The organism is Bacteroides oleiciplenus YIT 12058, assembly GCF_000315485.1.
GTDB classification, from domain to species: domain Bacteria; phylum Bacteroidota; class Bacteroidia; order Bacteroidales; family Bacteroidaceae; genus Bacteroides; species Bacteroides oleiciplenus.
On the sequence record NZ_JH992945.1, the window covers coordinates 241760 to 260375 of the forward strand.

General features: G+C 37.9%; 23 protein-coding genes and 1 tRNA gene. 11 read left to right on the top strand and 13 right to left on the bottom strand.

The window, feature by feature from the left end:
• Positions 1 to 298 precede the first annotated feature (298 nt).
• A tRNA-Asp gene (locus HMPREF9447_RS23605) sits at positions 299 to 372 on the top strand.
• Positions 373 to 589: 217 nt separating this feature from the next.
• Positions 590 to 1729 carry a site-specific integrase gene (locus HMPREF9447_RS23610; RefSeq protein ID WP_005794463.1) on the top strand — a complete coding sequence of 380 codons (1140 nt, stop codon included), beginning with the start codon at positions 590 to 592 and terminating at the stop codon, positions 1727 to 1729.
• 51 nt (positions 1730 to 1780) lie between these two features.
• Here HMPREF9447_RS23610 and HMPREF9447_RS23615 read toward each other — a convergent pair whose 3' ends face one another.
• The 11 genes from HMPREF9447_RS23615 to HMPREF9447_RS23670 form a co-directional block, all read right to left on the bottom strand.
• Entirely contained in the window at positions 1781 to 2599 is an 819-nt protein-coding gene (locus HMPREF9447_RS23615) for a site-specific integrase (RefSeq protein WP_005794462.1), read from the bottom strand.
• Positions 2600 to 2601: 2 nt separating this feature from the next.
• On the bottom strand, positions 2602 to 3858 hold the full coding sequence (locus HMPREF9447_RS23620; RefSeq protein WP_009132263.1) for a P-loop NTPase: 1257 nt from the start codon (positions 3856 to 3858) through the stop codon (positions 2602 to 2604).
• 5 nt (positions 3859 to 3863) lie between these two features.
• Positions 3864 to 4133, bottom strand: a complete 270-nt coding sequence (locus HMPREF9447_RS23625) for a hypothetical protein (protein ID WP_005794458.1) — start codon at positions 4131 to 4133, stop codon at positions 3864 to 3866.
• The gene (locus HMPREF9447_RS23630; protein WP_005794456.1) at positions 4117 to 4515 is read right to left on the bottom strand and encodes a YopX family protein; all 399 of its coding nucleotides are present in this window, start codon (positions 4513 to 4515) and stop codon (positions 4117 to 4119) included. Before HMPREF9447_RS23630 ends, HMPREF9447_RS23625 begins: the two co-directional genes overlap by 17 nt.
• A gap of 5 nt (positions 4516 to 4520) precedes the next feature.
• A complete protein-coding gene (locus tag HMPREF9447_RS23635) occupies positions 4521 to 4778 on the bottom strand; it encodes a hypothetical protein (RefSeq protein ID WP_004326977.1) in 258 nt (85 codons plus the stop codon).
• Positions 4744 to 4953 (bottom strand): hypothetical protein, encoded by a 210-nt coding sequence (locus tag HMPREF9447_RS23640; RefSeq protein WP_005794455.1) that lies wholly within the window; start codon positions 4951 to 4953, stop codon positions 4744 to 4746. Before HMPREF9447_RS23640 ends, HMPREF9447_RS23635 begins: the two co-directional genes overlap by 35 nt.
• Before the next feature lie 6 nt (positions 4954 to 4959).
• Positions 4960 to 6690: a hypothetical protein gene (locus HMPREF9447_RS23645; protein ID WP_009132264.1), complete on the bottom strand. Its 1731-nt coding sequence runs from the start codon at positions 6688 to 6690 to the stop codon at positions 4960 to 4962.
• A 649-nt stretch (positions 6691 to 7339) separates the two neighbouring features.
• Positions 7340 to 7552, bottom strand: a complete 213-nt coding sequence (locus HMPREF9447_RS23655) for a hypothetical protein (RefSeq protein ID WP_005794446.1) — start codon at positions 7550 to 7552, stop codon at positions 7340 to 7342.
• Positions 7553 to 7554: 2 nt separating this feature from the next.
• Positions 7555 to 8448 (bottom strand): hypothetical protein, encoded by an 894-nt coding sequence (locus HMPREF9447_RS23660; protein WP_009132265.1) that lies wholly within the window; start codon positions 8446 to 8448, stop codon positions 7555 to 7557.
• A 79-nt stretch (positions 8449 to 8527) separates the two neighbouring features.
• Entirely contained in the window at positions 8528 to 8809 is a 282-nt protein-coding gene (locus tag HMPREF9447_RS23665; RefSeq protein WP_004327399.1) for a hypothetical protein, read from the bottom strand.
• Positions 8810 to 8948: 139 nt separating this feature from the next.
• Positions 8949 to 9188, bottom strand: coding sequence for a hypothetical protein (locus HMPREF9447_RS23670; protein WP_004327398.1), 240 nt, complete (start codon positions 9186 to 9188; stop codon positions 8949 to 8951).
• A gap of 374 nt (positions 9189 to 9562) precedes the next feature.
• Between HMPREF9447_RS23670 and HMPREF9447_RS23675 the strand changes: the two genes are divergently transcribed.
• From HMPREF9447_RS23675 to HMPREF9447_RS23715, 9 genes are all read left to right on the top strand, one after another.
• Complete coding sequence (locus HMPREF9447_RS23675) at positions 9563 to 10129, top strand: hypothetical protein (RefSeq protein WP_009132266.1); 567 nt, start codon at positions 9563 to 9565, stop codon at positions 10127 to 10129.
• Positions 10130 to 10886: 757 nt separating this feature from the next.
• Positions 10887 to 11150, top strand: a complete 264-nt coding sequence (locus HMPREF9447_RS23680; protein ID WP_005794441.1) for a hypothetical protein — start codon at positions 10887 to 10889, stop codon at positions 11148 to 11150.
• A gap of 7 nt (positions 11151 to 11157) precedes the next feature.
• A complete protein-coding gene (locus HMPREF9447_RS23685; protein WP_181976269.1) occupies positions 11158 to 12795 on the top strand; it encodes a DNA primase family protein in 1638 nt (545 codons plus the stop codon).
• Between the two features lies 1 nt (position 12796).
• Positions 12797 to 12979 (top strand): hypothetical protein, encoded by a 183-nt coding sequence (locus HMPREF9447_RS23690; protein WP_005794436.1) that lies wholly within the window; start codon positions 12797 to 12799, stop codon positions 12977 to 12979.
• A complete protein-coding gene (locus HMPREF9447_RS23695; protein ID WP_007846577.1) occupies positions 12967 to 13203 on the top strand; it encodes a hypothetical protein in 237 nt (78 codons plus the stop codon). The genes HMPREF9447_RS23690 and HMPREF9447_RS23695 overlap by 13 nt, the downstream gene beginning before the upstream one ends.
• A gap of 5 nt (positions 13204 to 13208) precedes the next feature.
• Positions 13209 to 13586, top strand: coding sequence for a hypothetical protein (locus tag HMPREF9447_RS23700; protein WP_005794434.1), 378 nt, complete (start codon positions 13209 to 13211; stop codon positions 13584 to 13586).
• Positions 13583 to 13990 carry a hypothetical protein gene (locus HMPREF9447_RS23705; RefSeq protein ID WP_005794432.1) on the top strand — a complete coding sequence of 136 codons (408 nt, stop codon included), beginning with the start codon at positions 13583 to 13585 and terminating at the stop codon, positions 13988 to 13990. Before HMPREF9447_RS23700 ends, HMPREF9447_RS23705 begins: the two co-directional genes overlap by 4 nt.
• Positions 13974 to 14762 carry a hypothetical protein gene (locus HMPREF9447_RS23710; protein WP_005794430.1) on the top strand — a complete coding sequence of 263 codons (789 nt, stop codon included), beginning with the start codon at positions 13974 to 13976 and terminating at the stop codon, positions 14760 to 14762. The genes HMPREF9447_RS23705 and HMPREF9447_RS23710 overlap by 17 nt, the downstream gene beginning before the upstream one ends.
• A gap of 29 nt (positions 14763 to 14791) precedes the next feature.
• Entirely contained in the window at positions 14792 to 15046 is a 255-nt protein-coding gene (locus tag HMPREF9447_RS23715; RefSeq protein WP_005794429.1) for a hypothetical protein, read from the top strand.
• A 196-nt stretch (positions 15047 to 15242) separates the two neighbouring features.
• Here HMPREF9447_RS23715 and HMPREF9447_RS23720 read toward each other — a convergent pair whose 3' ends face one another.
• Both HMPREF9447_RS23720 and HMPREF9447_RS23725 read right to left on the bottom strand, forming a co-directional pair.
• Positions 15243 to 16739 carry a phage portal protein gene (locus tag HMPREF9447_RS23720; RefSeq protein ID WP_005794425.1) on the bottom strand — a complete coding sequence of 499 codons (1497 nt, stop codon included), beginning with the start codon at positions 16737 to 16739 and terminating at the stop codon, positions 15243 to 15245.
• Positions 16736 to 18370, bottom strand: coding sequence for a terminase large subunit domain-containing protein (locus HMPREF9447_RS23725; protein WP_005794423.1), 1635 nt, complete (start codon positions 18368 to 18370; stop codon positions 16736 to 16738). The genes HMPREF9447_RS23720 and HMPREF9447_RS23725 overlap by 4 nt, the downstream gene beginning before the upstream one ends.
• Positions 18371 to 18616 lie beyond the last annotated feature (246 nt).

Consider the following 18616-nt stretch of genomic DNA (forward strand, 5'->3'; position numbering starts at 1 on the left):
TCGTTTTGAGTTTGCAAAAATAACGATTTATTGCAAAACAACGAAGTTTTCGAGCAAGAAGTTTAAAACAAGCGATGGATTCTTTCGTTTTCACCACAAAAGCCTCGTAATGCCTCGCAACAAACAGCTTTCGAAACTCCTATTTTTTTCATATTACAATGCGCTCAAAATGAGGATATAAAAGGAAAAGTGATAAAATTAAGCAAAAAAAAATCATTGCAGCTATTGCAGATTTCAAAGAAATGCCTACCTTTGCAACCGCAATCGAGAGAGATAGCAAACAAAAAAATGAAATTCTGGTGCGTTAGTTCAGTTGGTTAGAATACATGCCTGTCACGCATGGGGTCACGGGTTCGAGTCCCGTACGCACCGCGAAAGGGAGTAACATTAGTTACTCCCTTTTTTGTTGTGTATCAAACAATTAAGGCATTGGAAGTAGATGGAGAACATGTAAAAATTGGGTGTATATTTACCGGAAACTTACCAGTATTTCCCGATTTTTACCGATATTTTCACCTATAATGATACCGCCTTTGATACCATTTTTTTATTGTAGCGATAATCAGTAGATACCAAAACTCAAAAGAATATGAAATATCCGACAATGAGATTCGTCTTTGATCGTAAAAAGGTTGCGACAAAGACACACAAGGGACTCGTTCAAATTGAAGTTTTGAGCGAAGGTAAGAGAAAATGGATCGGAACCGGCGTTAAAGTCTATTCCGACCAATGGAATGATCGAAAGAAGATAATCAATTCAGTTGAAATGATTCAATTGAACCAGTGTCTTGATGAACAACTCCGGATTATCCAAAATTGGATTAATGAGCTTATCAGCAAAAAGGAAGTTTTTGATTTTGATAAGCTGGATAGATTTTTGAGATATACCAATAAATCAGAAAGTTTTGTTGACTTTGTAGAAAGAAGAATTGAAGAGCGTGGAGATATAACGGAAAGTACCAAAGCTTCCCATCGGACATTTGCGGCCTCATTACGTGAATTTGACAGAATAATATATTTTTCTGATCTGACAAAAGCCAATATCACATTGTATGATGATTGGTTACATGCTAAGGGCTATTCACAGCCGACAATATATAACTATCATAAACGTAACAAACGTTATATTCACGAGGCCATAAAGTTTGATTTGCTAAAAAATGATCCGTATAAGGGTGAGCGTTTTTCCCGTGGCAAACATGCCATCAGGAAATATTTGACTGCCGAAGAATTGAAGAAAGTGAAAGATGCTCAAATAGACTCGGAAACGATCTGTAGAGTCCGTGACCTTTTTATTTTTCAGGCATATACTGGAATATCCTATGCTGATCTTGCTAAATTCAATTTCAAACGTGACGTACAAAAACGCGGCAATAAGTATGTTATATTGGATATTCGTTTAAAGACAGAAGAAAACTATTTTATCGTATTACTGTCTCCTGCAATGGAAATATTGAAAAAATATGATTATGTGCTTCCGATTATCAGTAATCAACAATACAATTTGCGGCTTAAAATAGTTGCTGATTATGCAGGGCTTGATAGAAATTTGACCGTTCACATGAGCAGGCACACATTTGCGACAATGTGCCTGAACAATGGGGTTAAAATGGAAAATGTGAGTAAAATGCTCGGTCATACAAATGTACGCACCACACAACAATATGCTAAAGTTCTGAATGCCGAAGTGGAAAAAGACTTTGAGATGCTGGAACGGATTTTGTCATAGCATAAGAGAGCCACGCTAAAATAGTTCTACTGATATTTAGCGTGGCTTGTTTCATTTGAAATACTCCATAACTTGTGCCGATTGTTCACGGAGACCACAGCAAAGATAATTTTGAGTCATTTCCACACTTGCATGTCCCATCATTTGGCTTATAGAGTATAAATCGGCACCCCGTAAATACAAATTGGTTGCAAAACTCCGGCGTGCCGTATGGCTTGAAACAAATTCCCATTTTTCACCTTCCACTTCCTTTCCGGCCTTGAATATTTTAACCGCTTCTGTGATTCCGGTTTTCCGGCAAATATTACGGATATTATTGTTGAATGTCGGATCGCTAACTTCTTCTTTAGGCAAGTTTGTTAGTAGCTCTTTCACAATTGGCTTCAATGGCACTGTGGCATGAGTCTTAGTCTTTAAGCTGACATAAGAGATCATTCCACCCACTATATTACGGTTGTTCAACCGTGTATAGTCACTATGACGGCAACCAGTAAAGGCTCCTATTAAAAATTGTGTGCGTACCAATTGTTCGTTGGCATTCTTGGGAACATAGGTGATAATTCGTTCAAGTTCTTCATCAGTAAGCCAAACATTAGTGCTTCTCACATTTTTTACTGAAAGGATTTTATTATAGTCTTTAGGTAGCTCAACCTCTTCATTATACAAGTTCAATACAGCTTTTAATTTGGCGGCATATTGGCGAACAGAGTTTGGTGCCAGCCGTTCTTCCATATAATCAACAAAAGCCTGCAATCGGACTTTTGAAAGATTCTCCCATGTTGCCGGGCAATCGTTCGCCTTACTATACATGTTGAGTATAATTTCATATTTGGGGTATTTTACCAAAAATGCTGTACGTAAATCTTTCATTTTTATTTCATTTCTTTATTCCAACTATCATAAATATCTTCCCAATTATCACCTAAGCCAACCCTTATACCGAAAGCGTTGTAACATTGTTGTACCGTTTCTTTCGGTGGTAAATATCTCCCGTCACTTAACATTATATAGCCTTCGTTTATTTCTTGTTGTAGCAAGTTTATATCTACTGGCATAATTTCATCAGGGAACAGCACCACGTTTCCTTTACTCGTTTGATAACTGACTCTTGGTAGTTCAAAATGCCCTCTCTGCCCAGTCAATAAAGAACAGATTCCGATTTCTCCGGTAATGAGATGAACTTCCGTGTCTGGCGCATTTATAACCATAAAATAGGCGTTATCGTCATTTTGGAAATGATTTACTACTCTGCCCACCCTTTCTGTATCACATCTTCTCATTCTCTCGTCCCAAAGATGTCCCAAATCATCATGGAACCGGATATAATCTCTTACCTTATCCCATGTTCTTACAGACAGAAATTTCATAGCAGGTAGAGTAAGAGTTTTTTCTACACCATTATCATATTTAAGTTCATGGGTAAAGTAATGTTTTCGTGAGCCGGTAATGTGTATATCCGTAACATCAAAGTTTTCATCATATCCGTTTTCGGTGGAATATTCTTTAAGAACAACAATATCACTCTGTACGATTTCATCAACTATCTTTTGAAACTCATTATAGGCGTTGGTTAGCAGGTTTTCGGTATTCATGTTGTCCTGCATGGGTATTTGTGCAACAAGTCTTATCGGGTATTCATTATGTTCTGTACCATAGCACATATTCTCCACAATACCACAATTAACCTTCCCACATCTTTCATGAAAGAAGTCCATTGTACGCAATACATCTTGGTTGCTTAATTTCGTGGGTTGGGTGACAAACAGCACATAACTTACTTTTACCCTACTAAGAAGTTCTATATGCACGTTTGTAACACTTGGAGGCGTGTCAATAAGAACATAATCCGGGTTGATAGAGTGTATTTTCTTTTTAGCCAGTTCAAGATATTGCCTTACCATTGATTTTTCCAAGTAAATAAACTTGGAAAACATATTTCCAGAAGAGTGTACCCAAATCATTTCATGCGGATGATCGCCTTCAAATTCGGTGTTCATTGACGGGGTATTTATATCTGCATCAATGATAAACACCTTATTCCCTTGTTTTGCAAGTAATCTTGCTATATTTGCGGTTGTTGTGGTTTTGCCTACGCCGCCTTTGCCTGAATATATTATAATAGCTTTCATATCAATTAAATATTTGGTTCAATAAATTCTATATTAGCCATCCGCATTTCATCTTCAAACGCCCATTTGTAATTGTGATTTTCCCAAAATGAAGCATATTCACAACCACGGCAAGTAACGGAGTATCGGCCTTCTCCTATTTTTCTTGCTTTACAAACATCGCGGAAAATCCGGTTATCTATCGGAAAGTCTGTAAAACATACGATCTCTTTTCCTTCATCCAGTAGCTTTTTAAGAAGCTGATAGTCACGACTGGTTCTATATGGCATATTCATGGTTGACCCCTTCTTTCATCAATTCAGGATTATCAAAAGCATTTCCTATGACTCGAATTTCCCGTTTGAAATCATTCCACCAATCAGGTGAAATTTGTTGCCATGGGTTCATCCATTCTTTATTTAAGTCGCTGATATTGGCAAGGCAAAAGCAGGCATATTCATCTATGTATTTAACCAATTTGGGATATTTACCATTAACACTAATAATGTCATGTTCGTAAATTTCTGTACCTTCTTTATCTGTTTTGCCTATAAATTGGCCGATTGTTTTGCAATCAACCTCATACTCTATGAATGTTCTTTTACCTCTATGGTTCAGATCACCATATACCCACATCTTTGTATTAAGGCTTTTGCCTCTGAATTTTATTATTCTCATAAATATTAAGAGTCAAGTTTTTTAATAAATTCATTTAATCTACTGGCTGAATAATCGGTACCGCCAATTATAAAATAACCATCAACGGCAAATTTGAATGCTTCAATGGCTTTTTGTCTCATTCCTTCTTCGGCTATCGCTATTGCTGCATAGGCTTTTGCTTCTGATATGGCATATTGCACATAGCCGGTAGAATCCATCCGGTTGTCACTTTCCAAATCCAAAGTGTTACGTCTGATATAATCTTTTGCTTTTTGATTCATACTTTTGGGTATTTTCCTTCTCCTTTCGGATCAGTTCATTAATAAATTTACTCATGTTCGGTTGCTCTCTGACAAAATCAACCAAATCAATATCCAGTCTAATAGCATAGACCTTACTTTTCGTAACCGGTTTGTTTCGGCGATAACTTCTTTTGGCTTGTTTATTCTCTTCCATAATAATTCATTGATATATGTAATAATTCGTTTGAAATGGCTGTAATTTAGGCTTGTTTGCCTCTTTTGTTCCGTCTCTGATTCGATGATTACCTTTGGTGTGAAAACGTCTGAAATCGCCCCAAAATAGTTCATCTGCATTTGCCTTTGGTCGGATTGTTCCCCAAACATATCGCCGTAATAGTTTGGGTAACATCATGGAAACAAACAGTAACGCTATACATTGGTGATTCAATAGTTTGGGCACAACGATTCGGCTGATAGTTCGTTCATGTTTATGTATGAAGATAGGCACCGGGAAAACCAAAGGCCGATCAATATACAATAGTTCGGGTGTGTATGCGCGTACTGGTTCATCCTCTGTTATTGGTTCGGGTACATTTGCGTTTGTTTCTTCGCTTACTGATTCGGTTAATAGTTCAGGCAAAGAAATGCCGGATAGTTCGGTTAACATTGTTAGCCTCTGTAATGCTTTGTTTATTTGATCCTGATAAAACCAACGGGAAATAAAATCTATCAAAGCTACCAAAGCAAAGACAAACGCCGGTGTTTTCGTTTGTGCATCCACATATAAGGCCGGTAAATGTTTTTCCGGTTCTCTTACCGGTTCTTTTTCCGGGATGATCGGAGCTTTGGCGCGATCTAAAGCCTTTATATTACATTTTAAGTTCGGGCAAATAGAATCATTTATAAATGCAGGCATAACCACACCTATACGCGCCGTCTTATCATCAAAGACCGCCGCCCGATCAGGTGCAACCAGCCACACGCCACCAGTCCAGCCGGAAAGCAAGGGGATAACGTTTGATGCAAAGAAACCTAGCTTTATATCAATTAAAGCGGCTTTTTCCAATGTTGCACAAAGTTCTTTGTGTCCGTTACTGTCTGCATCATTATAAGATAAATAAACTTTATTATCTCCGGCAATAGTACGAAGTGAAAAACCGCTTTTTTTGTTTCGTTTGGCTATTTCTTTTACAAAACCGGCGACCGCTTTTAATTCGCTTTTCTGAATCTTTATAAATCCGTCTTTTGAAAGATTGGGGTACACAAGCCGGTAATTAGGGAAATATCCGGCAAAATCACAAACAAAGGTTTGTTTCTTATCGTTGGTTATTTCTGTAATATTGCCGCCTTCCTGATTACAAACACAAACAGAACACCGGCCAACCATTTCTTTTAAATGTTTGGGATTGATAAATAATTTTAGGCCGTCAGGCAAAAGCCCGGATGTTTCAATAATTACGGGGTATTCTTTTAATGTACGCCCGTCAGAAGCAACTAAAGCCGATTTGTAAGGATCAAGATAAATATAATTAAATACCGGTCTTAGAGGATCTTTTGTTACTAATTTAGTGATATTTAGATGTTCCTTTGTAATCCACATATCAAAGGAGCAAACAATATTTTCGCGCTCTTCTATTTTGGTAAACCTTGTTTTATTGGCTTGTTTGGTGCCTATCAGCTTTTCAAATTGCCAAACAAGATTAAAAACCTGATCCACTGGAAAGGAACATTTAAAGCTGTTTATTTGTACAGTCCTAAAATCCGTTATATTTAGTTTGGCATCAACGCAAAGATATTTTATATTTATCTCGTTACCGTTGGCATCTTTCAGTTTTGCAAGCTCCGCGGCGGTATAGGTGCCGGGAGCTATTTCTATTTCATTTGTAAAAACGTCGTTTGCTATTTTAACCAATTCGGCCAAAATGAGGCCATTAAATTCTTTTTCATTCATAACATTAAATAGTTAGATATTTTACACCAAAGTAAAAGCCTAAAGCAAGGCAAAAAAGCAAGTAAATAGGAAGCAGCCAAAGACCGCCAAACGCGCTAAAGCAGATTAACAAAACTACTATTAGCCAAATAATTACGCCCACCATGTTAGAAAGTAGGGTTTTCAAGCTCTTGCAAAAAATCGTCCTCCGTTATACTCTCACATATATTTGAGCCATCAACATAAACACTAAATCCGGTTGCGGTGCGGAATACTTCTAATTTGTGCGTTTCTCCGTTTGGGGATTCTATTATATAAGCAGTCATAATATCAAAGTTTAAAGGAATGCCGGGAAACCGCCCGGCGCGGTGGAATGTTTGTATTATTCGTTTATGTTATGCAAATTACAGTTCCAAACGTGTTAGGGAATGAACCGTCTTTGTTAAGGCTAACAATAGATATATTATCCCCGTTATCCTTTATTACATAAACTATAAGTTTTCTAAATCCATATAACCCAATATGATATAATATCTTTTTCTCCATAAATTTAAAATTTGTCTGATTGATCGTTTTTATTTATGAAGTCTTTTAATTTTTTGGGATCGGTGCCAGAGATAAACACCACGGCACCGAATAAAAGCAGCATTAAACAAAACATAGCTTATTATTAATAAAGTGTTGCACGTTCGTATAAACTTTGCGATATAATGCCATCTTTACAAAGTCCGTCTTTATATTCTCCGAAAGCTATATTAAAATCCAGTTTAAAAGAATGTTTCTTTTTGTTGGCTTCTCTTTCAAATTCGCCTCCGAACTCTTTGCAGAACACCCAAAAAGATCGGCGTAACTCTTTTTGATTGGTTATCGTATATTTTGCCATGGCTATTTCATTTTAAAAGTTATGCCAGCAGGCAACAAAGAACGGTTAACACTGGAAACGAATTTATTAAAATCGTTCTCCGTTACTTTTGTTTCGTAGTCTTTCCAATTAAAAACAAGCTCGTTACTATGATCGTAATATATCACATTACAAACTGATAACCCGGCATCAAGAACGGCCAGCATAACTCGCTTTTCATTTTCGGCCTTTTGTTGTTTCTTTTTGCAATCGTTAATTATTTCAGCGCGTTTTTTCTCGTATGCTTTGCGCTTTTCTTCGTCTTTTCGCGCTTGTACAGCTTCAGGACGATAATAACCCTCGTTTATTCTGTTAGTTATAGTTGTACGTTCTTCATCCGTTAATTTCAAAGTAAAACGTTCATTTTCCGGCTTATATGGGTTTTCCCATATTTGCCCGGTTAACTCTTCCAGCTTTTTTATAGCCTCGTTAGATTCTCTTTTCCAGCGTTCAACGATACCAAGCGTATAAAGAAGGTATTTAAAGTATTGTTTATCTTCTGCCTGATAAAGTAAATTATACTCCGTTTCTGTAATACGCAAATAGTTAATTGCAGTTTCTTTGCTGCTGTTTGTAATATGATAAAACCCGTTTTCAACTGGGTACATTGGCGCGCCGTAATGATTAGACAAATGAAGATCAACGAACATTTTAAACTGTGGGAAACGCTTTAGTATTTCTTCATGGCAGCAACCACCAGCACACCAAACGAAACGCCCGTTTTTGCGTTGTTCGTAAATATCCGCCGTTATACTCCAATCGCATATATTATTTTTGCAATCATCAGCCAGTAATATTTTAACATTGATTTCAAAGGTTGTCCCGGCTTGAATATATCTTTTTGATACTGTGTAACAAAGTCTATTTGTAGTAGTCATAATACAAAGTTTTAAAGGGTGAATAATGAAAAGTAAGAAGTAACCCGGAGCCATGACAACCCCGGAAAAATAGTTATTATTAGAATTTAGAAAGATATTCCACGCATCCGATAATATAGGCCGCGTGTTCTCTTGCCGCTTGTTCTTTTTCTTGCTTGGTTGCGGTCTTATGATCCTGATCGGAAAGCATTTTAGCCGCCATCCGGACGATCTTTTTCATAGTAGAACAGTTTGCAAGATATTCAACGGAAGGAGTTAAACCGCGGTTTACTTTTTTCAAGAGTGCATTTTGCAGCCATTCAGTAAGCGCGTAAATATCGCGAGAATTGCGAATATAGATAATTAATAAATCTGTGTTCATAACGCAAAATTTAAAGGGTGAAACTTGGTTTGTCTTTGTTTTTCCCTTAACTTTGCGTTATCACTGTGGAAGGTGATCCGATAAACGCAAAGTTTAAAGGGAGGCCGGGAAGAGTCGCCAAACTCGACCCGGTTTTTTATTAATATGAAATCTTTTGAATGCGATCAAAAGGAATTAATAACGCTATATGTTTATCTTGATAGTGAATCAGTTCAAAACTATTTGCCGTTGATAGTCTTATAATAGCGGCTTTTTTCGCCGTTTCTTGAAACACATCAAAATGAACCTTCAAACGGTTGCAACAGTTTGTGCCCTCTGGGGCTACATGTACGGCGTTTAGCGTTACATTTTTGTTTTGTAAGTTTAGTAATACTTCCATGATCTTATATTTTAAATTAAACACTCAACCAAGAAGAAGTAAAAGCGGAATTTGTGGAAGGTGATCCGGTCTTTTATCTCCTTTTCTGTATTACAAAGATACGAATAATATTTGTAATACAAAACAAAATGTACTTTTATTTTTAAGAAAATGCTCCGTTTTTACATTTATTAATATTGATATAATATATTGATTATCAATAAATTAATAAATAATATGATGATAAATATAAAGTATTTAAGAAGTAAGGAAATATTTATAGAAAATAGGTGTTTAAATACGCTTATTTGCTTTATTTATAGCCTTTGTTTAACTTTGTAGCAAGTTACAGAGCGCGAGACGCCAATATAATAAACCCTTTTATATCGTTTTATATGGTGTATAGTAAGCGCGTAACAGATTTACAGCAAATTTATCAATTAACCCCGGATGATGTTTTCTTTTGTATGCTTGTAGCATCCGGCGCCAGTCGTGGCGAAGCATACGCAACTATATTTAGACCACGATCTACAAAGATAGAAACAGCGCAACGCGGAGCCGCCCAACTTGCAAAGGATAAACCCGGCATTAATAAACTAATACGGTCTTTTGAAGATAACCGCGCCGCCTTCCTTCCTGACAATGATAGCCCCAAAAGCAAGAAGAAAAAGAAAAACACAGAAACAGAAGAGGAAGAAAAAGCCGGAAATGTTGTACAATACCGAGATAAAGACGCTGTTTTATCAGGTCTCGAACAAACTTTGCCTTATTTGAGGGGCAAAGATCGTGCAGATGTATTAATGAAAATAGCCGATTTACAACAGATGAAGAAGGACGAAAATACAGAAGAAGAGGAAACAGTACATTATTATTTGCCTTTGCAGTGTTATAGATGCAGCCTTTTTATAGCTGATCGAGCAAAGCGGAAAGCAGAAGAAGCGGAAAAGCCGGATAATATTTAATATTATAGGTATAATATAAAGAGAATCAAGGCAAAGCGCGGCTTTTCTCCTTCTTTGCTGGTCAACTGGATAATGAAAGCAGGGAGGGCCCCCCCCGGCTACCCAAGACACCAAGCATGTTTCAATCCCGGTCAAGATTTTTATTTTTTTTTCTTTTTTGGAGCCAATAATGGATGTTTTTAAGGCTTTTCCAATGATAAATTACAAAAGTGAATGTCCGATGTATAGTTTTACTTCTGAAAATGTATAGTATATGTATAGTTTACTTCATAACTATACATGTGTAAATCATTCATTATTAGGTCAATGGAAATTTAATGTATAGTATGTATAGTTTATATGTAAATTGCGTATGGGAAAAAAATATATATAATATGGTTTGCATAAAAAACTATACATACTATGCACTATTTTTCCATTGATTTGTATTTCAATATGTTATATATGTATAGTTGCCTTTAAAACCCTACATAAACCATACATATCAGAGAGAATGTTCCATCTGTATTTCCTATTGAAATAGAGTAGTTATCCTTTGTTTATCAATATTTTGCGATTATTGGTCTTCAATGATGCAACGAATAAAAACATGGCAAAAAGACTTCAAAAAAGCGTGTTTATTCTATATTTTAAGTAGAAAATAATAGTATTTATATGGTAATTATGTAGAAAATAAGCTATATTTGTGGCATAAAACACTTGAAAAATAGCATAAAAACAGTAGAAATGCTTTGTTTTCGGGTATAAAAACGGTGGTATGAATAAGTTTGAGTCTATATTGTTTGATTATGGGCGATACGTTTTTGTTTCTGTGTTCAGAAAAGCGCAGGAAGAGGAAAGATATGAAGATTGTGCGGTGATGCGAGATATTATGCAAAAATATCATATACCTTGTGACACATCTTTAGAGGACTGGCGTACTGATTTGTGGCGATTTGGATATTCAGGAGATGTTGCTATAAATAATCTGTCAGTATATATGGTTGAGGCCTTAACCCGTGCCGGGTATTCAAATTCATAGATTGTACATGGAGAAGGGAAAGTATAGGAAGTTGTTAAATGAGGTCTTCGGGCTTATGAAAGGCGAGAAACTGGATGCCGCCTTACAAGAGTCCAAAAGTGCAGCGCGTGTTGACGCTGTGCAGGACTTGATGCGTGCAGCCATTATACGATCTTCGATTTGTAAGTTCAATGGTACGCCTTACTATTTCAGTGGCCGAATATATGAAGAGATGGCATGGGATGATTTTGGCAATCTGATATATGACTTGATGCGTAAATGCAAAATGCCCAATGGTGATTATTCCCGTGTGGAGGGTGTACTGAAAGTCTGTAAGCGTGTGGTGGCAGGAAAAGCCTTGAAGCCTGATAATGCCATTGTGGTGTTCAATAACTGTGTGTTTGATATGAGTGCTCGCCGTGCGCATTCTTTCAACAGCCGTTGGGTACAGACTACATGTGTTCCCTATGACTACAAGCCGGAAGAGCATGTCTTTCTTTGGAGAATGTTCCTGGATGAAGTTTTGCCGGACAAAAACATGCAAAAAGTTTTGCAGGAGTTTCTTGGAAGTATTTTTGTTGACCGGCGTGTGGCGAAAATGGAAACTATGCTTGTTCTTCGTGGCTCCGGCTCCAATGGCAAAAGTGTAGTCTTTGAAACGATCATGGGCATACTTGGCCGGGAGAATGTCAGCAATTTCGGCATAGGTGCATTGATTACTGGAAATGAGAGAAAAAAAAATATCGCTTTCATTAATGGCAAGCGGTTGAACTACTGTTCTGAAATACAAGCGTTAGAGTTTGGTAAGGATAGTGACACGTTGAAGAGCCTTATCAGTGGTGAACCTACCGAAGCCCGGCCTATCTATGGCGATAACTTCACTGCTTACAATATTCCTCTGCTTATGGCAAATGCCAACCAAATGCCGTATTTGAAAGACTGGAGCTATGGAATGAGGCGGCGTATTTGCATTATTCCCTTTGAGGTGGAGATACCCAAAGCCCGGCAGAAAAAAGAACTGTCACGGGATTTGGAGGCCGAATACCCAGCTATATTCAATTGGATATTGGAAGGACGTGACCGTTTTATCGCCAATGGTTATAAGTTGACAGACAGTAAGGAGCTTGAAAATGTCATGGATGAATATCAGTCGGAAAGTAGTACCGTAATGAAGTTCATGTATCAAATGAACTATCTGTGCCGCTATGAGGAAATTGCCGATATTGAACCCAAATGGATGTCTTCGGCCATTCTGTACCGGAAATATTGCAAATGGTGTAGGGACAATAATGCCAAAGAAGAGAATGTGACAGTATTCGGACGTATTCTTTCGGAAGCCGGTTATCGTAAAAAAAGAACCCCGAATGGTCAGGTGTATGGTTTGTATGGAACAGCCTTGACGGAAAAACTCTATTATGAGAAACGGGAAGACCTACGGGGTAACTATAAGCAAAGGATCGCTAAACCGGTTTATCAAGATGGCAAACGATACGCTTATACCCATGAAGGGCTTGCGGCCTGCTTGTCATTGAGCATTTATCAAGTCCAGCGTTTGTTCCGGGAGAAGAAACTGGAGGGGACGTACCACATGGAGAAGAGAACAACTGTTTTTGACTTGGACGCTGTGGAGAAGATTATCAAACAATTAAAAATAAGAACCAAATAGTATGATCGCACCGGATGAATTTGCAGAGGTTATTGAAAAAATAGATAACCTACGGGGAGCGTTGGAAATCCCTATGCCAGCTGGATTTCATGTAAATCAAATGAAGCGTGAGCTTGAAGAAGTATCAGACAAATTAAAACGGATTTACGTTGAGGAAGAAGACGAAAATCCATGGGAGGAATAAGCATGGCAGTAAAATTTAGACACAAGGAAACGGGATTGTTCTTTTGCAGGGCAAAGGGATTATCCCCTTCAAGAAGAGATTATGACAAACTTGGAGAAGAAGGTATTTTTAGGAAAAGGCATTTGTCTAAGCGAGGAAGAATCTACGAAAGCGCAACTGAAAATCAGAAACGGGATTGGATTGGTAAGAAACATGCAGATGAATTTGAAATAGTAAAAGTATGAAAAATATGAATCACATAGAGTTAAGTGTTGAGCTGATGTCTATTCTTCGGGCCTTGAACTATTCATGTGAATTGAAGACAATAGAAGGTAAGAGCATTGTAATGGATATAGCAGTGCAAGGAGAATTGTCTGTCAGACACCAAAAAATGATTGAAATGCTTCTTGGTGGATTTCTCTCTGAATTTTATTGGGTAAATGGGAAGCATCATATTTATATCAGAGAAGAGTGCAAAGGGCTTCTTCCTGATGATGATAGGTATAGTTGCTTGATTTATGAAATGAATAAAGTATCATCGGATGAAGAACGTATAAACTCTTACGGTAAGGAATACTTTTTTAATCTTGGAGATAGATTTGAACGTAAATTAAAAATAGGATTATGAGCAAAAAAACAAATGGTATTCAGGTAGGTAACTTTATTGTTACGAGGGATAATGGTAGTGAACATGACTGGATCAGTATTAAGGCAGTGTCAGGTTTTTGGAGTATGCGTTTTCGGGATGATAACGGAATGTTTTCCCGGATTCGGGAGTTAACCAACAATAAGGAACTTCGTGAATATTTGGAAACATGGATTAAAGTATGTTTCCTTATTAGTAATGCAACCCCTGACGTTAAGTTTATGGAAGAGTTTTTTAAAAGCTATTCTGATCTTACCGAACGGCTACGAGGCTTGCAGCAACCAGTATCACCGGAAGATGATGCCAAGATACTGGAAGAAGAGAGAAACATGAATAGTATCAAGGAAGGTATTAAGGAGGAACATAAAAATGAGGGTACCGACTGATAAGGAAATTGAAGAGGCCAAAGAATACCTCCGTCAACGTCTGGATGCGGAGCTATCCATGCGTACCAATCTTCAAATTGTAATGATCGAGGCGGCAAAGCAAATTATAGATATTTCATACCGGTACAAGATCAGCCCTGAACTATTCCGTTTTTCAGCAAACAGACAGTTGCAGGAGGAAGTGGATGCCATTATTTTATCCCTTCTTGAAATAATTGAAGACTATACTTATACTTTGGCAGTAGCGACACATGAGGATAATAAGGATGCAATCATAACATGTATAACGCGAGAATCATACGGCAAAACCTTCACACAACGTGCAAGAGAATATGTTGACCGGTTTTCAAAGGAGGTTGAAACGGCCATTGCCGCCGGATTACTACTGAACCTTTCCAAAGACAAATTACTTTCATCTATCAGGCAGTCGGTAAAAACGCCATTGCTTAATGAGCATGTACAGAGAGCTATTTCAAAGGGTTATCCGATTATTTCAAGACTCGGTGTTCAGGAGTCTTTTGGAGTAGGACGTACTGTAAGCTCTTGGACTGCACTGTCAGATTTGACGGAGTATGCTGTGGCAGAGGGTTGGATGAAGCATTGGGAATTGCAGGCTAAAGCCTGTGGAGCCGTAGGGTTCTTTGTCATGCGTGGCAGCTCCTATCCTTGTAACATTTGTGACGATGAAGTCGGATTTCATGTGGAATGGGACAAATTACCACCGTATCACGGTCATTGTAAATGCTTTGCCGTTCCCGTATCAGCAATATAATTATTTAACATACTAAATATCAGAATATTATGTTTGGATTATCATTAATCAGCACAAAGAAACTCAATCATCTTGCATCAGAATGCAGCAAACTGGCTATTGCCAATGTTGAGCTTTCAAAACAAAATGCGACACAATCTAAAACTATTATGGAACTTACTGGAGAAGTCCGGGTGCTAAATTCTAAAATCCTTCTGAATGAAAGTATCAATGATGATCTGCAAAAGAAGCTTAACCGGAAATATCCTCGAAAGCCTTATAATAAAAAATTGTATCGAAAGTAGTGTCATATTCAATTCATTCATTACATTTGCAATGTAGAAGCTGACTTGTTATAACACAAGCTTATCAACCAAATTGTTGAAAAAGTAAAGCCTCTGTCTATTTTATGTAGGCAGAGGCGGCTTTTCCTAATGTATAGTTACATTGGATTCAGAGCGCGGAGTACGGGATTGCTTTCGCGCTCCGCGTTGGTACAGATCATTTTGCATTACCCTCTTTATTTTCATTTTTCTTGATTTTCAGTTGATATAGCAAGTCAGCTTGTTGCTGTTCCTTATATTCACGCATGATACGATCCCATTCATTGTTTTTTCCATAGCCGGATTCTTCCGAGCCGGTTTCTTTTGATAAAATACCGGCACCGACTAATTGTACCAAGTTCGATACCAATTCGGCTGCATTTTGGTGGACGTATGGAACTGCCCACGAAAAAATTTTCAAATTGAGGAATTTGGTAAGTTGGCCTTTTTCTGTTCCATATCCGTGCAGGAACAGCCGTTTCATTTTGTCTATTGATTCGTCAAATTCCTTGCAGTCAATCATGGCTTTTTCCAAAGATGGTGAATAGATCAGCTTGATAGCAACACCCGGTAAATCTCCTGACTTTACTTCGGGAGGCATGACAACAAAACTCCCCATAAAAATCATTTTAAGTAATGTATTAATTTGAAGTTCAAATGATTGTGATGCTTCGGGACGATTCATAAAGCCTGCATCATCATCCTTCCCCATAGTGATAGCTTTTACCGCACCATACATATCTCCCTGAATCTCAACATCTTCACCTTTAAGTAACATGATTGGAAATGCGTATGCCATATTGTTTTGACACAAATGGGAAATAGCCAGTTCGTACTTGTCGATATTATCTTGTGAAAAGCTCCAGCAGGCACCGTGTTTGTCCCGATAATATACAACCGGACATTCGGTAAATCCATGATCGTGTTCTTCCACTAATGTATATCCTTCAATACCGAAATACTGTTTCACTTTGTTTATTGCTCCGGCTATTCCCCTTTTATCCTGCCGGTAACGGTACATTTTTTTATTATCCCACACTTCCACCCAAGAAATGAGTTCCTTTCCCTCTTCGTCATAGTCGCTGTATCGCCGGGCAAACAGTGTCATTTGACCGGTTATGGAATCGTAGTGAGGATAAAGAGTGTCACCATCAAAATAGGAGAGATTCTTGGTGAACACCTTGCCTTCATTCATATAGAATACGATTGCTGCATCTCCCGTTATTTTTACACTTTTGGCATATTCGTAAAATGCAATCTCCATATTTTTATCCAGCCATCCTTTTTGAAATTCGAGAAATATTTCCCGTGAACTTTCATCAACTTTGGTATCGGTCAGCTCATGATGAATGTCATTGCCACATAGATGTACAAGTTGTTGGATAGTGATTATCATCTGAAAGGGAAAAGAAGCACGGAATACTTTCTCCCGGAAGAACCGTTTCTTCTCTTCGTCATATTTCAGTCTGTCCGGGTAAAACAATTCCGAATTGATCTTGTGCCCTGAAGGATAAAACTCACGGATAAAATCAGCCTGCGAAATGAGCTGCCATGTCAGCCTATCACTGTTGTTTGTGAACGATGCGTTTCTTAAATCGCTCGTAATCCTGCCTTGCAAGTAACCTTCGGGAGTAACCCTTGCAAAAGGCTTTTTTGTAAGAATCTCTGCTATCATATTAATCCTAAACCTTTTATGTGTTTGCGTTTATGTTTAATTTCAAAAATCATTCGCATAAGCAATGCTTCTATGAAGTCGGGAGAATGACCTACTAATTTTTTCATTATAATCTTCTTGATAATAGTCCAGCCTTTCTCTTCACTGTCTTCATCCTTTCGTATCGCTTTCCTTTCCTTGTCGAGAATCTGTCTAAGGGGAACTTTCTCAAACCCTTTGCCGGAGAACTTGCGTTCAAGAAGAGTCGGTTCAATGGAAATCTCCCGGTTGATAATTTTTTGTGCGAACAGATATGCCGCTTGTGATTTTAAATTCGCATAGATGTATTTGAATTTCTCTTCCACGGCTTCTTTGTTGTTGAATGGGATTGCATTCGGGAAAAAGCCTTTGAATATTTGTCCGAGTCCGTTAAGGTCATAGGTGAAGCATTCTTCTCTTACATGCCATTCTTCCAGCATCGCTTTTACGGTATCGACTGTTTTCTTGCTGTCAAGTTTGCAAACAAATATGTCTCTTATATGCCATCCTTCCCACAGCCACATGACAAGACTGTCGCCACCCTCAAATGCCGCATCACATGATACCCGGCGTATTCCATCACCTATCTGCATGGAATTGCGGTATAAGGCTTCCATGTGAGTCAGCTTTATTATATCATCTCCGGCAGCTTTGTATTTCCAGTTACCGTCAAGATCGCGTGCGCGTTGTTCGTCTGACTGGTTGACAAGGTTAGCCAAATAGGTCGGATCAGAAGACATCAGTTTTACATTATCGGAAAGTTTTGCTTCAATAAAAGTAACCGACTTGATAAACAGTTCTTGTGGTGTGCCATATTGCTCATACTCCGGCTTCCAGTAGGCGTGTATAATATCCTTGCATTGCTCATATACTTCCTCACGGGTATCTCCCCAATATATACCTGAAACATTGTCCCCGTCCATAAAACAATACCGGACTCTGCCATCACGTTCCGGGATTGGAAGACCATCTTCTCCGATCCACCAGTCAATGAATTTTGCAACCCAGCTGTCAGGATCAGGGTTACATGTTCCGATAAAGCGGTTACGGATATGAAAGGCGTTACGGTTACAAGTGATAAGGTATTTGAATTTGAGATATTCCATGTGGGTTATTTCATCCACACCTATATATGCGAACTGTTTACCTTGAAAACGCTTTTTGAAATCGTCAAGTGTGTCAGCATGATAGCTGAATTTTAAAAATCCACCTTTATAGAAATTCCAGCGCATGTCGTTTTTGGACTTGTTGTATTCCCCAAAATCATCATATAAGGTGGATGATGTTTCTACCATATCAGAGAGATCGTCTATCTCATGCCGGAGAAGCACAGAACGGAAGTTTTTATTTTTTATATCTTTCAATGTTTCCATAAGAAGAGTAAAAGTTTTACTTCCTCCACGGCATCCCCCACAGATGGTAATATCAGCCGGGGTGGAGAGCATGTTTTCCTGCCCTCCACCTTGTGCGATTATCTTATTCGGATTAGGAATTTTCCTATCCGCGTCCCTTAACATTTGGATATATTCATAATCAAGCACCAAACTGGCATTAACCGTTTTTATTCCACTATATTTCTCCATAAAAAGAAAACCGATCCTCACATTACACATGTGGAGACCGGCCTATAAGCTCTGATTCTAATATTGCAGTACAAAAATACGCATAAAGAGTATTATTTTCTACATTTTAATAGAAAATAATATCAAAAATGTTTTGAGAAAAGAAATCCAGTACATATATTTGCAACGAAAACATGGAGTATGATAAAAATTAGTGCGGATAAAGATGCAGATCAAAGGGAAATATACAACAAGATAGTTTTATGTCCGATATGCGGTCAGAAACTAACTGATATA

Bases quoted from the DNA above. Each gene is read 5' to 3' on its own strand.
- HMPREF9447_RS23610 (WP_005794463.1), top strand. From the start codon at position 590: ATGAAATATCCGACAATGAGATTCGTCTTTGATCGTAAAAAGGTTGCG.
- HMPREF9447_RS23615 (WP_005794462.1), bottom strand. From the start codon at position 2,599: ATGAAAGATTTACGTACAGCATTTTTGGTAAAATACCCCAAATATGAA.
- HMPREF9447_RS23620 (WP_009132263.1), bottom strand. From the start codon at position 3,858: ATGAAAGCTATTATAATATATTCAGGCAAAGGCGGCGTAGGCAAAACC.
- HMPREF9447_RS23625 (WP_005794458.1), bottom strand. From the start codon at position 4,133: ATGAATATGCCATATAGAACCAGTCGTGACTATCAGCTTCTTAAAAAG.
- HMPREF9447_RS23630 (WP_005794456.1), bottom strand. From the start codon at position 4,515: ATGAGAATAATAAAATTCAGAGGCAAAAGCCTTAATACAAAGATGTGG.
- HMPREF9447_RS23635 (WP_004326977.1), bottom strand. From the start codon at position 4,778: ATGAATCAAAAAGCAAAAGATTATATCAGACGTAACACTTTGGATTTG.
- HMPREF9447_RS23640 (WP_005794455.1), bottom strand. From the start codon at position 4,953: ATGGAAGAGAATAAACAAGCCAAAAGAAGTTATCGCCGAAACAAACCG.
- HMPREF9447_RS23645 (WP_009132264.1), bottom strand. From the start codon at position 6,690: ATGAATGAAAAAGAATTTAATGGCCTCATTTTGGCCGAATTGGTTAAA.
- HMPREF9447_RS23655 (WP_005794446.1), bottom strand. From the start codon at position 7,552: ATGGCAAAATATACGATAACCAATCAAAAAGAGTTACGCCGATCTTTT.
- HMPREF9447_RS23660 (WP_009132265.1), bottom strand. From the start codon at position 8,448: ATGACTACTACAAATAGACTTTGTTACACAGTATCAAAAAGATATATT.
- HMPREF9447_RS23665 (WP_004327399.1), bottom strand. From the start codon at position 8,809: ATGAACACAGATTTATTAATTATCTATATTCGCAATTCTCGCGATATT.
- HMPREF9447_RS23670 (WP_004327398.1), bottom strand. From the start codon at position 9,188: ATGGAAGTATTACTAAACTTACAAAACAAAAATGTAACGCTAAACGCC.
- HMPREF9447_RS23675 (WP_009132266.1), top strand. From the start codon at position 9,563: ATGGTGTATAGTAAGCGCGTAACAGATTTACAGCAAATTTATCAATTA.
- HMPREF9447_RS23680 (WP_005794441.1), top strand. From the start codon at position 10,887: ATGAATAAGTTTGAGTCTATATTGTTTGATTATGGGCGATACGTTTTT.
- HMPREF9447_RS23685 (WP_181976269.1), top strand. From the start codon at position 11,158: ATGGAGAAGGGAAAGTATAGGAAGTTGTTAAATGAGGTCTTCGGGCTT.
- HMPREF9447_RS23690 (WP_005794436.1), top strand. From the start codon at position 12,797: ATGATCGCACCGGATGAATTTGCAGAGGTTATTGAAAAAATAGATAAC.
- HMPREF9447_RS23695 (WP_007846577.1), top strand. From the start codon at position 12,967: ATGGGAGGAATAAGCATGGCAGTAAAATTTAGACACAAGGAAACGGGA.
- HMPREF9447_RS23700 (WP_005794434.1), top strand. From the start codon at position 13,209: ATGAATCACATAGAGTTAAGTGTTGAGCTGATGTCTATTCTTCGGGCC.
- HMPREF9447_RS23705 (WP_005794432.1), top strand. From the start codon at position 13,583: ATGAGCAAAAAAACAAATGGTATTCAGGTAGGTAACTTTATTGTTACG.
- HMPREF9447_RS23710 (WP_005794430.1), top strand. From the start codon at position 13,974: ATGAGGGTACCGACTGATAAGGAAATTGAAGAGGCCAAAGAATACCTC.
- HMPREF9447_RS23715 (WP_005794429.1), top strand. From the start codon at position 14,792: ATGTTTGGATTATCATTAATCAGCACAAAGAAACTCAATCATCTTGCA.
- HMPREF9447_RS23720 (WP_005794425.1), bottom strand. From the start codon at position 16,739: ATGATAGCAGAGATTCTTACAAAAAAGCCTTTTGCAAGGGTTACTCCC.
- HMPREF9447_RS23725 (WP_005794423.1), bottom strand. From the start codon at position 18,370: ATGTGTAATGTGAGGATCGGTTTTCTTTTTATGGAGAAATATAGTGGA.